15 protein-coding genes are annotated in these 13,463 nt (G+C 75.9%); 10 read left to right on the forward strand and 5 right to left on the reverse strand.

The window, feature by feature from the left end; genetic code table 11:
* Positions 1-130 precede the first annotated feature (130 nt).
* On the reverse strand, positions 131-1,306 hold the full coding sequence (gene glgA, locus E9565_RS14820) for a glycogen synthase (RefSeq protein WP_236835667.1): 1,176 nt from the start codon (positions 1,304-1,306) through the stop codon (positions 131-133).
* 222 nt (positions 1,307-1,528) lie between these two features.
* Between glgA and glgC the strand changes: the two genes are divergently transcribed.
* On the forward strand, positions 1,529-2,749 hold the full coding sequence (glgC, locus tag E9565_RS14825) for a glucose-1-phosphate adenylyltransferase (RefSeq protein ID WP_236827994.1): 1,221 nt from the start codon (positions 1,529-1,531) through the stop codon (positions 2,747-2,749).
* On the forward strand, positions 2,746-3,264 hold the full coding sequence (locus E9565_RS14830; protein ID WP_236835669.1) for a 2'-5' RNA ligase family protein: 519 nt from the start codon (positions 2,746-2,748) through the stop codon (positions 3,262-3,264). Before glgC ends, E9565_RS14830 begins: the two co-directional genes overlap by 4 nt.
* Here the strand turns inward: E9565_RS14830 and E9565_RS14835 are convergent.
* Positions 3,261-3,920 carry an O-methyltransferase gene (locus E9565_RS14835; protein ID WP_236827992.1) on the reverse strand — a complete coding sequence of 220 codons (660 nt, stop codon included), beginning with the start codon at positions 3,918-3,920 and terminating at the stop codon, positions 3,261-3,263. The two genes, E9565_RS14830 and E9565_RS14835, sit on opposite strands and share 4 nt — an antisense overlap.
* A 196-nt stretch (positions 3,921-4,116) precedes the next feature.
* On the opposite strand from E9565_RS14835, the gene sigE reads away from it, so the two are divergent.
* From sigE to E9565_RS14855, 4 genes are all read left to right on the forward strand, one after another.
* Positions 4,117-4,707 carry an RNA polymerase sigma factor SigE gene (sigE, locus tag E9565_RS14840; protein ID WP_236827991.1) on the forward strand — a complete coding sequence of 197 codons (591 nt, stop codon included), beginning with the start codon at positions 4,117-4,119 and terminating at the stop codon, positions 4,705-4,707.
* The gene (locus E9565_RS22990; RefSeq protein WP_304505841.1) at positions 4,704-5,270 is read left to right on the forward strand and encodes an anti-sigma factor; all 567 of its coding nucleotides are present in this window, start codon (positions 4,704-4,706) and stop codon (positions 5,268-5,270) included. Before sigE ends, E9565_RS22990 begins: the two co-directional genes overlap by 4 nt.
* 122 nt (positions 5,271-5,392) lie before the next feature.
* Positions 5,393-6,832 (forward strand): S1C family serine protease, encoded by a 1,440-nt coding sequence (locus E9565_RS14850; RefSeq protein WP_236827990.1) that lies wholly within the window; start codon positions 5,393-5,395, stop codon positions 6,830-6,832.
* A gap of 58 nt (positions 6,833-6,890) precedes the next feature.
* Positions 6,891-7,253 carry a twin-arginine translocase TatA/TatE family subunit gene (locus E9565_RS14855; RefSeq protein WP_236827989.1) on the forward strand — a complete coding sequence of 121 codons (363 nt, stop codon included), beginning with the start codon at positions 6,891-6,893 and terminating at the stop codon, positions 7,251-7,253.
* A 238-nt stretch (positions 7,254-7,491) separates the two neighbouring features.
* On the opposite strand, the gene E9565_RS14860 is transcribed toward E9565_RS14855, so the two are convergent.
* On the reverse strand, positions 7,492-8,643 hold the full coding sequence (locus tag E9565_RS14860; protein WP_236827988.1) for an Mrp/NBP35 family ATP-binding protein: 1,152 nt from the start codon (positions 8,641-8,643) through the stop codon (positions 7,492-7,494).
* Positions 8,644-8,797: 154 nt separating this feature from the next.
* Here E9565_RS14860 and E9565_RS14865 point away from each other — a divergent pair, with 154 nt between their 5' ends.
* Together E9565_RS14865 and E9565_RS14870 are read left to right on the forward strand one after the other, a co-directional pair.
* On the forward strand, positions 8,798-9,487 hold the full coding sequence (locus E9565_RS14865) for an AzlC family ABC transporter permease (RefSeq protein WP_236835670.1): 690 nt from the start codon (positions 8,798-8,800) through the stop codon (positions 9,485-9,487).
* Positions 9,484-9,795: an AzlD domain-containing protein gene (locus E9565_RS14870; RefSeq protein ID WP_236827986.1), complete on the forward strand. Its 312-nt coding sequence runs from the start codon at positions 9,484-9,486 to the stop codon at positions 9,793-9,795. Before E9565_RS14865 ends, E9565_RS14870 begins: the two co-directional genes overlap by 4 nt.
* Before the next feature lie 13 nt (positions 9,796-9,808).
* Here the strand turns inward: E9565_RS14870 and E9565_RS14875 are convergent, their stop codons facing one another.
* Together E9565_RS14875 and E9565_RS14880 are read right to left on the reverse strand one after the other, a co-directional pair.
* Positions 9,809-10,354 carry a DUF1003 domain-containing protein gene (locus E9565_RS14875; protein WP_236827985.1) on the reverse strand — a complete coding sequence of 182 codons (546 nt, stop codon included), beginning with the start codon at positions 10,352-10,354 and terminating at the stop codon, positions 9,809-9,811.
* Complete coding sequence (locus tag E9565_RS14880) at positions 10,347-11,585, reverse strand: magnesium transporter MgtE N-terminal domain-containing protein (protein WP_236827984.1); 1,239 nt, start codon at positions 11,583-11,585, stop codon at positions 10,347-10,349. The genes E9565_RS14875 and E9565_RS14880 overlap by 8 nt, the downstream gene beginning before the upstream one ends.
* Before the next feature lie 25 nt (positions 11,586-11,610).
* On the opposite strand from E9565_RS14880, the gene E9565_RS14885 reads away from it, so the two are divergent.
* Positions 11,611-12,516, forward strand: a complete 906-nt coding sequence (locus tag E9565_RS14885; protein ID WP_236827983.1) for a PhzF family phenazine biosynthesis protein — start codon at positions 11,611-11,613, stop codon at positions 12,514-12,516.
* Entirely contained in the window at positions 12,420-13,439 is a 1,020-nt protein-coding gene (locus E9565_RS14890; protein WP_374201426.1) for a DMT family transporter, read from the forward strand. Before E9565_RS14885 ends, E9565_RS14890 begins: the two co-directional genes overlap by 97 nt.
* Positions 13,440-13,463: the final 24 nt, after the last annotated feature.

Below are 13,463 nucleotides of genomic sequence, written 5' to 3' on the forward strand. Positions count from 1 at the left end.
CGTCCGGTCCTCCGGCGGGGGCGGGACCATGCGGAGAGTCTCGACGCGCCGGGGGGCTGCGGACAGCCGAGGGGTGGGGAGTCCGTGCCCCCAAAGTGAGGGGCCGATCACACTGCGGTCGGTCGTCCGCTCAGCGGGCGGCGAGGACGTCCGCGTAGACCTGCACCGTCTGCCGGGCGATCGCCTCCCAGCCGAAGTCGGCGACGACCCGCTCCCGGCCCGCGGCGCCCATGGCGGCGGCGCGGTCGGGGTCGGCCAGCAGCTCACCCGTGCGGGCGGCCAGACCGGCGGCGAACCCGGCCGGGTCGGCCTCGTCGTAGGGCACCAGCAGACCCGTGCGGCCGTCGTCCACGACCTCCGGGATGCCGCCCACCGCGCTGGCGACGACGGCGGTGCCGCAGGCCGCGGCCTCCAGGTTGACGATGCCGAGCGGCTCGTACACCGAGGGGCAGACGAACACCGTGGCGCCCGTGATGAGCGGGACCAGCTGCTCGCGCGGCAGCATCTCCTCGATCCACACGACGCCGTCGCGGCGGGTCTGCAGGTCGGCGACCGCATCGGCGACCTGCTGCCGCTCGGCCGGGGTGTCGGCGGCGCCGGCGCACAGCACCAGCCCGGCGTCGGCGGGGAGCTGGTCGGCCGCGGCCAGCAGGTGCACCAGCCCCTTCTGCCGGGTGATCCGCCCGACGAAGAGCGCGTACGGCCGGTCGGGGTCCACGCCCAGCCCGCGGACGACGTCGGGGGAGTGCACCGGCCGGTAGGCCTGCGCGTCGACGCCGTTGCGGACCACGTGCACCCGCGCCGGGTCCAGCTCCGGGTAGACGGCCAGCACGTCCTCCCGCATGCCCGAGCTCACCGCGACGACGGCGTCGGCGGCCAGGTAGGCGGTGCGCTCGGCCCACGAGGACAGCCGGTAACCGCCGCCGAGCTGGTCGGCCTTCCACGGCCGCCGCGGCTCCAGGGAGTGCGCGGTGACCACGTGGGGGACGCCGTGCACCAGCGAGGCGAGCAGACCGGCGGTGTTGGCGTACCAGGTGTGGCTGTGCACCAGGTCGACGCCGGCCAGCGCGGCGGCGATGCCGACGTCGACGCCGACCGCCTGCAGCGCGCCGTTGGCGCCGGCGAGCTCCGCGGGGACGGCGTGCGCGGTCGCGTCCGGACGGGGTCCGCCGAAGCAGTGGACGTCGACGTCGACGGCCTCCCCGCCCGGCAACGTGCGCAGGGCCGCCACCAGGTGCTCGACGTGCACTCCCGCGCCGCCGTAGACGTCCGGCGGCCATTCTCGCGTGACGATCCCGATGCGCACGGCGACACCCTAAGAGGACCCCGCTGCCCCCCGCTGCTCGCGAGCTCGCAGCGGGCCCCTGCAGCGGAGCCGTTCCGACCGGTCACCGGCTCGGGGCGGGCCCCGGACGGGGCCGTTCCACCCGGTCACGGGTTCGCGGTGGCCCGGGCGGCGCATCACCCGTTCGGACCGGGGCGCGGGGCGCGTGCGGCGGGGGGACGGCGCAGCCGCTACGTTGCGGACATGCGCGGCGGTCCACGGGTTCTCGGCATCGTCCTGGCGGGCGGTGAGGGGAAGCGGCTGGCTCCGCTGACCCAGGACCGCGCGAAGCCGGCGGTCCCCTTCGGGGGCAACTACCGGCTCATCGACTTCGTGCTCTCCAACCTGGTCAACGGCGACATCCGGCACATCGCCGTCCTCACCCAGTACAAGAGCCACAGCCTCGACCGGCACATCACCCAGACCTGGCGCATGTCGAGCCTGCTCGGCAACTACGTCACCCCCGTGCCGGCGCAGCAGCGGCTGGGCCCGCGCTGGTACACCGGCAGCGCCGACGCGATCTTCCAGAGCCTCAACCTGATCTACGACGACCGCCCGGACGTCGTCGTCGTCTTCGGGGCCGACCACGTCTACCGGATGGACCCGGCCCAGATGGTCGACCAGCACCTGCAGACCGGGGCGGGCGTCACGATCGCCGGCCTCCGGGTGCCGCGGCGGGAGGCGACGGAGTTCGGCGTCATCGACTCCGACGCCGAGGGGAAGGTGCGGGGCTTCCTCGAGAAGCCGGCCGACCCGCCAGGGCTGCCCGACTCGCCCGAGGAGAGCTTCGCCTCCATGGGCAACTACGTCTTCACCACCGACGCCCTGCTGGAGGCCCTGCGCGCCGACGCCGAGGACCCCGACTCGGTCCACGACATGGGCGGCTCGATCATGCCGATGCTCTCCGAGGCCGGGGAGGCGTGGGTCTACGACTTCTCCACCAACGTGGTGCCGGGGGCCACGGAGCGCGACCAGGGGTACTGGCGCGACGTCGGGACGATCGACTCGTACTACGACGCGCACATGGACCTGGTGTCGGTCTCGCCGGTGTTCAACCTCTACAACGACCGGTGGCCGATCTACACGCTGGCGCCGCAGCGCCCGCCGGCGAAGTTCGTCCTCGGCGGACGCGCCGAGGAGTCGATGGTGAGCGCCGGCGCCATCATCGGCGGCGGCTCGGTGCACAACTCGGTGGTCTCCCCGGGGGTGCGCGTGGAGCGCGGCGCGCGGGTCGAGGACAGCGTGGTCATGGACGGCGCGTACATCGGCGAGGGGGCGCACGTCCGCCGCGCCATCCTCGACAAGAACGTCGTCGTCCCGGCCGGTGCCCGGATCGGGGTGGACCACGACCTGGACCGCGAGCGGTACCACGTCAGCGCCGGGGGCATCACGGTCCTGGGCAAGGGCACCCGCGCCTACCTGTGAGCGCGGGGCCGGCGCCGCTCCTGGTGACCCTCCTGCTCGACGAGGAGGACCAGGCCCGGTTCGACCGGCTGCGGGCCGAGCACTTCCCGCCGGAGCGCAACTGGCTCCAGGCCCACGTGACCCTGTTCCACGCGCTGCCGGGGGAGCACCAGGAGCAGGTGGCGCGCGACCTCCTCTCGGCCGCCGGCCGCGAGGCGTTCGACGTGGCGGTGACCGGGCTGCGGCTGCTCGGCCGCGGGGTGGCCTTCGAGCTCCGGGCCGCCGAGCTGACGGCGGTGCGCGCCGGGCTGGCCGCCGGGTGGGACCCGTGGCTGACCCGCCAGGACCGGCAGCGCTTCGCGCCGCACGTCACCGTGCAGAACAAGGTGGACCCCGCCGTCGCCCGCGGCCTGCACGAGCGGCTGCTCCCCGGCTTCGTCCCCTGGACGGTGCGTGCCCGGGGGCTCGGCCTGTGGCGCTACCTCGGCGGTCCCTGGTCGCCGGTGCTGGCCGCGCCGTTCCGCGGCGCCGGTTAGCCTCGCCGGGTCGCGACCAGCAGGCCGGTGCCGATCGGCAGGACGGCGGGCAGCAGGGTCTCGTCGTCGCGGATGGTCCGGGCGATCTCGCGCCACGCCACCGACTGCGGGTCCCGCGCGGTGCGGTCGGCGACACGGCCGCTCTCGAGCAGCCCGTGGAAGGTCGCCGTGCCACCGATCCGGACCAGGGCGAGCAGCCCGGCGAGGTGGTCGGAGTACTCGCGGGGCGGGCCGGCGCAGCAGACCATGTCGTAGGCGCCGGGCGAGAGCCGGGGCAGGACCTCGCCGGGGGTGCCGAAGATCAGCCGCGCCCGGCTGGCCGGCACCTTGGCCTCGGCGAGCGCGGTGCGGGCGGCCCGGAGCTGCTCCGGGTCGCCGTCCAGCGCGGTGAGCACCCCGTCGGGCCGCATCCCGCGCAGCAGCCACAACGCGGCCAGCCCGCCGCCGCTGCCGATCGAGACCACCGAGCGGGCGCTGCTCGTGGCGGCCAGCACGGCGAGGGTGGCGCCCACCGGAGGCTCCACGGGGGTGGCGCCCGGGAGGAAGTGGGCGCGGTGCCGCGCCGCCACCATCTCTGGCGACTCGGCGGCGAAGCGGTCGGCGTAGGCGGCGCCCGGGTCGGTGCCGCCCGTGGGCGGCGGCTGATCGGCGCTCATCACCGGCCGAGGGTAGTGGCCCCGGCGCGCGCGCCCACGTGCGCGGGCGCACCTGTGCGTCTCCTGGGAGTCGCGGTGCGCGGGAACACGGGTGTGCCCACCGCCCGTTGACCAGGACGTGCGCCTGATGCGAGCCGTGTCCCGACCCGCCGACTCCGGAGAGGTCGCGGGCGCCCCCGTCTGCGATCCTGGTGCCGTGCCCGAGGCCACCGCCCCCGCGTCCACCGCTGCCGCGGCGGAGCAGGACGCCTGGGTCGCCCCCACGTGGGAGCAGGTCGTCCGGGACCACTCGGCCCGGGTGTACCGGCTGGCCTACCGCCTGTCGGGCAACCCCCAGGACGCCGAGGACCTGACGCAGGAGACCTTCGTCCGGGTGTTCCGCTCGCTCGCCGACTACTCGCCGGGCACCTTCGAGGGCTGGCTGCACCGCATCACCACCAACCTCTTCCTCGACATGGTCCGCCGCCGGCAGCGGATCCGGTTCGACGCGCTGCCCGACGACACCGAGCGGCTGCCGGGCCGGGCGCCCAGCCCCGAGCAGGTCTACGCCGACACGCACCTCGACCCGCAGGTGCAGGCGGCGCTCGACGCGCTCTCGCCGGAGTTCCGGGTGGCGGTCGTCCTGTGCGACATCGAGGGCCTCACCTACGAGGAGATCGCCGCGACGCTGGGCATCAAGCTCGGCACCGTCCGCAGCCGCATCCACCGGGGCCGCGTCCAGCTGCGCGAGGCGCTGGCCCACCTGGCCCCGCGCCGGGCGGGTGTCCCGCGGGAGGTCGGGGCATGAGCATGTCGGAGAGCCACCTGGCCCAGGAGGCGATCGCCGCGCTGGTCGACGGAGAGCTCGCCGCCGGCCCGGCCGGCCGCGCGGCCCGCCACCTCGCCGGCTGCGCGACCTGCCGGATGGCGGTGGCCGCGCAGCGGGAGGCCAAGGAGGCCCTGCACGGCTCCTCCGACGTGGCGATGCCGGGTGACCTGATGTCCCGGCTGTGCGCCATCCCGTTCACCGCCGAGGTGCCCGGCTCCAGCGGCCCCGGTGCCATGAGCGCCTCGGCCGGGGAGCTGACCGTCACGGGCAGCTCCGGTGCCTTCTCCCTCGACCTCACCGACGGGCCCCGGCGACGCGGTCCGGCGGGTGGGCGCTGGTTCCGCCGCGGGGTCGCCGGCACGATCGTCGGTCTCGGGGCCGGCGTGACGGCGCTCGCGCTCACCCTGCCCGCCGACACCGCGCGGGTGCCCGCGGCCGACCCGGTCCGGCCCCAGCAGCAGACCGAGGTCGCGCCGCCGGTGCTGCGCACGGTCACCGTCGGCAGCACCGGCGGGCTCGGTGCCCCGGGCGGCACCCCCTGAGCAGCACCCGGCACGACCCGCCGGCGGAGCCGGGCCCCGCCGACGCCGCCGCGTACGCCCGTCCCGACGGGCAGTCGGGCGCCTTCGACGAGACGACGGCGCCCCGGCTCGAGGCGCGTCCCGTGCACGCCCCCCGGCCCACGCCCGCCCAGGCCGGTGCGTTCGGCCGGCCCGAGCAGGTGGCGGGCAGCTTCGCCGGCGACCGCCCGCCGCCGGCACCGCGCCCGGTCCCGCCCCCACCGCCCGAGGCGCTGCTGCGCGCCTTCGGCCCGCCGGCCCCCGGCCGGCGCGGGCTGGAGGAGCCGCCCGGGGGGCGTCCCGGGCGGCGTCGCACCGCCACCGGGCCGTGGTGGAAGGCCGACGCCCGCGTCGACCCGTGGCGTGATCCGGCATCCCCGGCCGGCCTGGGCGCCCCCGCGGTCTACGACGACGAGGAGAGCCAGCCCGGTCCGCTCGTCGTCGACCCCCGGGGCCGCCGCAAGGTGCGCCTGCGCGACCTGTCGGTGCGCCTCACCACGCTCGTCGTCCTCGGGCTGCTCGTCGTCGGCATCCTCGGCGGCGGCGTCGGCTGGTACCTGACCCGCACCGCGGACGAGGCGCCGCTGTTCACCCCGGGCACGACCCTCGCCCAGGTCGAGCCGCGCGGCACCGGTGAGCGGAGCGCGGTCTCCGACATCGCCGAGGCCGTCATCCCGGCCGTCGTCTCCATCGAGGTGCGCGTCGGCCAGGCCGGCGCCACCGGCTCCGGCGTGGTCATCGACGGCGAGAACGGCTACATCGTCACGAACAACCACGTCATCTCCGGCGCCGACGGGGTCGAGGGGGCGGAGATCCGCGCGGTCTTCTCCGACGGCAGCGGGTCGGCCGCGCGCATCGTCGGCCGCGACCCGGCCAGCGACCTCGCCGTCATCAAGGTCGAGAAGCCCGGTCTGGTGACGGCGGCGCTCGGCCGCTCCGGCGACGTCGTGGTCGGCGACCCCGTGGTGGCGATCGGCTCGCCGCTGGGGCTGGCCGGCACGGTCACCAGCGGGATCGTCAGCGCGCTGGACCGTCCGGTGCGGCTGTCCGGCGAGGGCACCGACACCAACGCGGTGATCAGCGCCGTGCAGACCGACGCCCCCATCAACCCCGGCAACTCCGGCGGGGCGCTGGTCGACGCGACCGGCGCCCTCGTCGGCATCAACACCGCGATCGCCTCGACGGGCGCCGGTGGCTCGATCGGCCTGGGCTTCGCGATCCCGGTGGACACCATGAAGCGGATCGCCGAGCAGCTGATCGCGACCGGCTCGGCGGTGCACGCGACCCTGGGGGTCAACGCCCGCTCGGTCACCGACGGCACCCGCGACGGCGCGCTGGTGGTCAACGTCGAGCCGGGCAGCCCCGGGGCACAGGCGGGCATCCGCGAGGAGGACGTGATCATCGCCGTCGACGAGACGCCGGTCGGCAGCTCGGAGGAGCTGTCCGTGGCGGTCGACGCACGCCAGCCCGGTGACGTCGTCACGGTGGAGCTGGTCCGCGGGGGCAGCTCGCGCACTATCGAGGTGACGCTCGGGGCCGCATGACCCCGGAAGGCGGCTACGCTGACCCCGGCAGCGCTGGCGGTCGGAAGGACGAGGAGCGGTGTTCGACTCGATCGGCTGGGGCGAGATCGCCGTCCTGGCTCTCGCCGCACTCTTCATCTTCGGTCCCGAGCGGCTGCCCGACCTCGCGAAGGAGGCGGCCGCGGGGCTCAAGCGGATGCGCGAGGCGATCACCGGCGTCCGCGCGCAGGTGAACGACTCCCTCGGCGACGACTTCGACGGGCTGCGCGACCTCGACCTGCGCAAGTACCACCCGCGCACCTTCATCCGCGAGCAGCTGCTGGGCGACGACGAGCCACCGGTCTCCCCGTCCCGGGCCGGGGGCGCGACGGCGGCCACGGTCGTCGCCGCCCAGGTGCGCGACCGCAGCGTGCCGCCGCCCTTCGACGTCGACGCGACGTAGCCCTCGCGCACCACGCCGGCCGCGGCGCACGCCCTGCGCCGGGGTCAGGTGCCCTGATCGTGGGGCGTCCTCCCTCGGCGCAGACGGTGCGGGAGGACGCCGTGCGGTGAGGGAGGACGGCGCCGCGCCCGGGTCCGGACGCGCTGAGGGGGTGCGACCCCCGCTCCCGCACGGCCCCGGACGCGCCGCGGGGGCCGATCCCGGGTGGGACCGGCCCCCGCGGGGCGTGCTGCGGCCGCTACCGGCGGACGGGGGTGAGCCCCAGGGACATCCCCTGCAGCCCGCGCTGGCGGACGGCGAGCCCGTCGGCGATCTTCTCCAGCGCCTTCGCGGCCGGGGTCTCCGGGTCGGCCAGGACGATCGGCGCACCGGCGTCGCCGGCCTCGCGCAGCCGGGTGTCCAGCGGGATCTGGCCGAGCAGCGGCACGCGCGCACCGAGGGTGCGGGTGAGCGCGTCGGAGACCGTCTGCCCGCCGCCGGAGCCGAAGACCTCGACGCGCGAGCCGTCGGGGAGCTCCATCCAGCTCATGTTCTCGATGACGCCGACGACCTGCTGGTGGGTCTGCGTGGCGATCGCGCCGGCCCGCTCGGCGACCTCGGCCGCGGCCAGCTGCGGCGTGGTCACGACGAGGATCTCGGCGTTGGGCAGCAGCTGGGCGATGGAGATCGCGACGTCGCCGGTGCCCGGGGGGAGGTCGAGCAGCAGGACGTCGAGGTCGCCCCACCAGACGTCGGCGAGGAACTGCTGCAGCGCGCGGTGCAGCATCGGCCCGCGCCACACGACCGGGGTGTTGCCGGGGGTGAACATGCCGATCGAGATGACCTTCACGCCCAGGGACTGCGGCGGCATGATCATGTTGTCGACCTGGGTGGGCTTGTCGTCGACGCCCAGCATGCGCGGCACCGAGTGGCCGTAGATGTCGGCGTCCACAACGCCCACCGAGAGCCCGCGCTTGGCCAGGGCGGCGGCGAGGTTCACGGTGACGCTGGACTTGCCGACGCCGCCCTTGCCGGAGGCGACGGCGTAGACCCGCGTGAGCGAGCCGGGCTGGGCGAAGGGGATCACCGGGTCGGCGGCGTCGGTGCCGCGCACCGTCTTCCGCAGCTCGGCCCGCTGCTCGTCGTTCATCACGTCGAGGGCGACCTGCACCGAGGTGACCCCCGGCACCGCGCCGACGGCGGAGGTGACCCGGTTGGTGATCGTCTCGCGCATCGGGCAGCCGGCGACGGTCAGGTAGACCTCGACGGCGACCGAGCCGTCGGGCCCGATCCGCACGTCCTTGACCATGCCCAGCTCGGTGAGCGGCCGGTTGATCTCGGGGTCCTGGACGGTGGCCAGAGCGGCGTTGACGGCGTCGAGCGCCGGCGTGCCGGTCAGCTGGTCGGACATCGTGTTCGTTCGTCTCCTCACGAGCGGGGGACCGGCGTCCGGTGGTCGCGGCCGGAGCGGCGACCCGCGCGATCGGTCGCCTGCCACTCTACGGCGGCACGCGGACCCGACGGCCCGGCGGAGGGTGATCTGGGGCGCAACTAGGGTCGTCGCCGTGCAGCCCGACCGTGCGGAGACCCTGCGGGACGCGGTGGGCCTCGGGCTCGCCGTCGGCCTCTACGGGGTGGCGTTCGGCGCCGCGGCCGACGCCGCCGGGCTCGACGTCTGGCAGGCGGTGGTCCTCTCCGCGGTGATGTTCACCGGCGCCTCGCAGTTCGCCCTCGTCGGCGTCCTCGGTGCCGGCGGGAGCCCGCTGGCCGCCGTCGGCAGCGCGCTGCTGCTGGGTACCCGCAACACCGTCTACGGCGTGCGGCTGGTGCCGCTGCTGCGGCCCCGGGGCCCGCTGCGCCGCGCCGGGACGGCGCACTGGGTCATCGACGAGACGACGGCGCTCTCGCTCGCCGCCCCCGACCGGGCGCTGGCCGGGCTGGCCTTCCTCGTGGGCGGGGCGACGCTCTACCTGACCTGGAACGCGACGACCGTCGTCGGCGCGCTGGGCGCCGCCGCGCTGGGCGGCACGGCCCGGGCGGCGCTGGACGCGATCGTCCCCGCGGCGTTCCTCGCGCTGCTGTGGCCGCGGCTGGGCGGGGCCTTCCCCGAGCCCGCGGTGCAGCGCCGGGTGGCGCTCGGCGGCGCGGTGGTCGCGCTGGCGCTGACGCCGTTCGTCCCGCCGGGGGTGCAGGTGGTCGCCGCGGTGGTGGCGGTGGCCCTGGCCGGCCGGCCGCGCCGGGCGGTGGCCTCGTGAGCGGCACCTGGACGGCGGTGCTCGTCGCCTCCGTGGGCTGCTACCTGCTCAAGCTGGCCGGGATGTCGGTGCCGGCGTCGTGGGTGGAGCAGCCGTGGGTGGCGCGCGTCGTGGACTTCGTGCCCGCGGCGCTGCTCGCGGCGCTGGTCGTCGTGCAGGGGCTGACCAGCGGCGCGGAGATCGTCGTCGACGGCCGGCTGGCCGGGCTCGCCGTCGCGGCGCTGGCCCTGGCGCTGCGGGCCCCGTTCATCGTCGTGCTGCTGGTCGCCGGGGCGGCGGGCGCGTCGGTGCACCTGCTCACGGGATGAGGCGCGCGGTTCGTCAGCCCGGGGCCGCGCCGCCGCGTGCCTCGGCCTCCTCGCGCTCGCGTTTCCTGCGCTTCCTCTCGCGCTTCTCGGCGTCCTCGCCGTCGTCGCTCGCGAGGCGGTTGAGCTCGCCTCGGATGAAGTCGCGGGTGGCCAGCTCGCCGACGGCGACGCGCACCGCCGCCAGCTCCCGGGCGAGGTACTCGGTGTCGGCGCGGGTCGACGCCGCCCGGGCGCGGTCCTCCTCGGCCTGCACGCGGTCGCGGTCGGCCTGCCGGTTCTGCGCCAGGAGGATCAGCGGCGCGGCGTAGGCGGCCTGGGTGGAGAAGGCCAGGTTGAGCAGGATGAACGGGTAGGGGTCCCACCGCAGCCGGACGGCGAAGACGTTGAGGGCGATCCAGATCGCCACGACGATCGTCTGGACGGCGAGGAACCGCCCGGTGCCCAGGAAGCGGGCGATGCCCTCGGCGAACTGGCCGACGGCGTCGGGGTTCAGCCGCAGGAAGCTGCCGAACCGGCGAGCGCCGCTGCGGGGGACGTCGAGCCGGGGGCCCTCAGCCACGGCGGGCACGCTCCCGCCAGTCCTCGGGCAGCAGGTGGTCCAGGACGTCGTCCACGCTCACCGCGCCCACCAGCCGGCCCTGGGCGTCGACGACCGGGGCGGCGACGAGGTTGTAGGTGGCGAAGTAGCGGGTGACCTCGGCCAGCGGGGCCTCGGGCTTGAGCGGCTCCAGGTCGTCGAGCACGCCGCTCACCAGGGTCGAGGGGGGTTCGCGGAGCAGCCGCTGGATGTGGGCCAGCCCCAGGTAGCGGCCGGTCGGCGTGGCCGACGGCGGCCGGCACACGTAGACCTGGCTGGCGAGGGCCGGCGTGATCTCCTCCTCGCGCACCCGCGCCAGCGCCTCCGCGATGGTGGCGTCGGGCGCGAGGATCACCGGCTCGCTGGTCATCATGCCGCCGGCGGTGTCCTCGGAGTACTTGAGCAGCTGGCGCACCGACTCCGCCTCGTCGGGCTCCATCAGCTCCAGCAGCCGGTTCCGGTCGACGGCGTGCAGCTCGGAGAGCAGGTCGGCGGCGTCGTCGGGGTCCATCTCCTCGAGGACGTCGGCGGCCCGGCTCTCCTCGAGGGTGCCGAGGATGGTGATCTGCTCGGCCTCGGGCAGCTCGCCCAGCACGTCGGCCAGCCGGACGTCGTCCATCGCCTCGGCCACCTCGTGCCGGCGCTTGATCGGCAGCTCCTGCAGGGCGTGCGCCATGTCCGCGGCGTTCAGCTCGCGGTAGGTGGCGATGAGCGTCTCGGCGCCCTGCCCGGCCTGGGGCAGCGCCAGCCCGGTCACCTCGTCCCACTCCAGCTGGTGCAGCTGCCCGCGCCGGCCCAGCCGGCCTGGCTCCTGGACGGCGACCCGCGAGAGCAGCCAGTCCCCGGTGCGCGTCTGCTCCATCCCGGCGTCGACGACCGTCGCCGGCCGGCCGGACTCGTTGATGGTCACCCGCCGGTCGAGCAGCTCGCCGAGCACGAGGGTCTCGCCGGCCCGCTGCTCGAAGCGCTTGAGGTTGAGGGTGCCCGACGCGAGCAGCACCGCACCCGGGTCCAGCGCGGTCACCCGGCCCATCGGCACGAAGATCCGCCGCCGGGCGACCACCTCCACCACCAGGCCCAGCACGCGGGGGCACGCCGTCCCGACCCGCAGGCCGACGACGACGTCGCGCACCTTGCCGACCCGGTCGCCGTTGGGGTCGAAGACGGTCAGCCCGGCGAGCCGGGAGACGTACGCCCTGGTCGCCGTGGTCACGGTCGGAAAGGCTACCGTCGGGGCCGTGGCTGCCCCGGTCGAGCTGGAGTACGAGGTCGTCGACGTGTTCGCCCCGCGGGCGTTCGCGGGGAACCCGCTGGCCGTGGTGTTCGGCGCCGACGAGCTGACCACCGAGCAGTGCCAGGCGCTGGCCAACGAGTTCGCGCTGTCGGAGACCTCCTTCCTCTGCGCCCCCACCGAACCCGGCGCCGACCACCCCGGTGCACCCGGCGGTCCGAAGGCCGACTACCGGGTGCGGATCTTCACGCCCTACGCCGAGCTGCCCTTCGCCGGCCATCCCAGCGTCGGCGCCGCGCACACGCTGGTGCGCACCGGGCGGCTGCCGGCGGGGACGCTCCGCCAGGAGTGCGGCGCCGGCATCCTCGACGTGGTGGTGGACGGCGACGGCGCCACCCTCTCCGGCGGCTCGCCCACCCTCCAGGACGGCCCGGCGCCCGACCGGCTCGCCGAGGCGGTGGGGCTCGACGCCGCCGATCTCACCGGCGTGCCGTCCGACGTGGCCGGCTGCGGGCTGCCGTTCGGCTACCTCTCCGTGTGCCCCGACGCCGTCGACCGCGCCGAGCCCGACCCGAGGGCGCTGGCCGGGCTGGACGTGGGCGAGGGCGTGTCGGTGCTGTCGTGGGACGCCGCGACCGCCACCGCCCGCGCCCGGGTGTTCGCCCGCGACCTGGTCTGGGGCGAGGACCCGGCCACCGGCTCCGCGGCCCTCGGCGCCGGGGTGTGGCTGGTCGAGAGCGGGCTGCTGGCCGGTGAGGGCACGTCGGGCTACACCGTGCGGCAGGGCGAGCGGATGGGGCGGCCCTCGGTGCTCGAGTGCACCGTCACCGCCGCCGGGGGCCGCGCGGTCGCCGCCACCGTGCGCGGCGCCGTCGTGCCGGTCGCCGCCGGCCGCATCCGGGTGCCCAGCTGAGCGCCGCACCCGCGGCCACCGCCTGGGCGCTGCACCGGCCCGGGGGACGGGACTCCGGGCTGATCGTCCTCGCGGTCCTCGGCGTCTCCCTCTCCGCCCCGCTGACCGCGATGGTCACCGCGCCGATGCTGGCGCTGGCGTTCTGGCGCAATGCCGCGGCCGCTGCCGCGCTGCTTCCGGTGCTGCTCACCAGCGAGCGCGCCACGCTCGTCGGGCTCCGGTGGCGCGACCTGGGCAGCTCCGTCGTCGCGGGGCTGTTCCTCGCCGCCCACTTCGCCGCCTGGCTGCCCAGCCTGTCGATGACGACGGTGGCGGCCTCGGTCGCGCTGGTCACGACCACGCCGATCTGGACGGCCCTCGCCGCGCGCGTCTCCGGCGTCCGTCTGCCGCCCGCGGTGTGGTGGGGCCTGCTGCTGGCCTTCGCCGGTGTCGTGCTCGTCGTCGGTGTGGACGTGACCGTGAGCGCCGAGGCGCTGGCCGGTGACGGGCTGGCCCTGCTGGGCGCCGTCTGCGCCGGGGGATACGTGCTGGCCGGGGCCCGTGCGCGGCAGCGGCTGGCCACCTCGGCGTACGTCATCGTCTGCTACTCGGTCTGCGCGGTGGTGATCGCCGTCGCGGCCGTGGCCCTCGACGCGCCGCTCACCGGCTTCGCGGCGCGCGACTGGTGGCTGATCGCGGGCGTCACCGTCTCCGCGCAGCTGTTCGGGCACACCCTGCTCAACCTGGTGCTCTCCTCGGTGGGCCCGACGGTGGTGAGCCTCGCCGTGCTGCTCGAGGTGCCCGGCGCGCTGCTGTTCGCGCTCGTCCTGCTGCAGCAGGTGCCGCCGCTGCTGGCCCTGCCGGGGGTGCTGCTCGTGGTGGCCGGGGTGGCGATGGTGGTGCGGGCCGGCCGCCCGGCGACGCTGGTCGAACCGGCGACCTGAGGAAGGACCCCGTCGCCCCCACCA

This window comes from Blastococcus sp. KM273129, assembly GCF_021698995.1.
Classification (GTDB): domain Bacteria; phylum Actinomycetota; class Actinomycetes; order Mycobacteriales; family Geodermatophilaceae; genus Blastococcus.

Bases quoted from the DNA above. Each gene is read 5' to 3' on its own strand.
- E9565_RS14835 (WP_236827992.1), bottom strand. From the start codon at position 3,920: ATGAGCGCCGATCAGCCGCCGCCCACGGGCGGCACCGACCCGGGCGCC.
- E9565_RS14860 (WP_236827988.1), bottom strand. From the start codon at position 8,643: ATGTCCGACCAGCTGACCGGCACGCCGGCGCTCGACGCCGTCAACGCC.
- glgC (WP_236827994.1), top strand. From the start codon at position 1,529: ATGCGCGGCGGTCCACGGGTTCTCGGCATCGTCCTGGCGGGCGGTGAG.
- E9565_RS22990 (WP_304505841.1), top strand. From the start codon at position 4,704: ATGAGCATGTCGGAGAGCCACCTGGCCCAGGAGGCGATCGCCGCGCTG.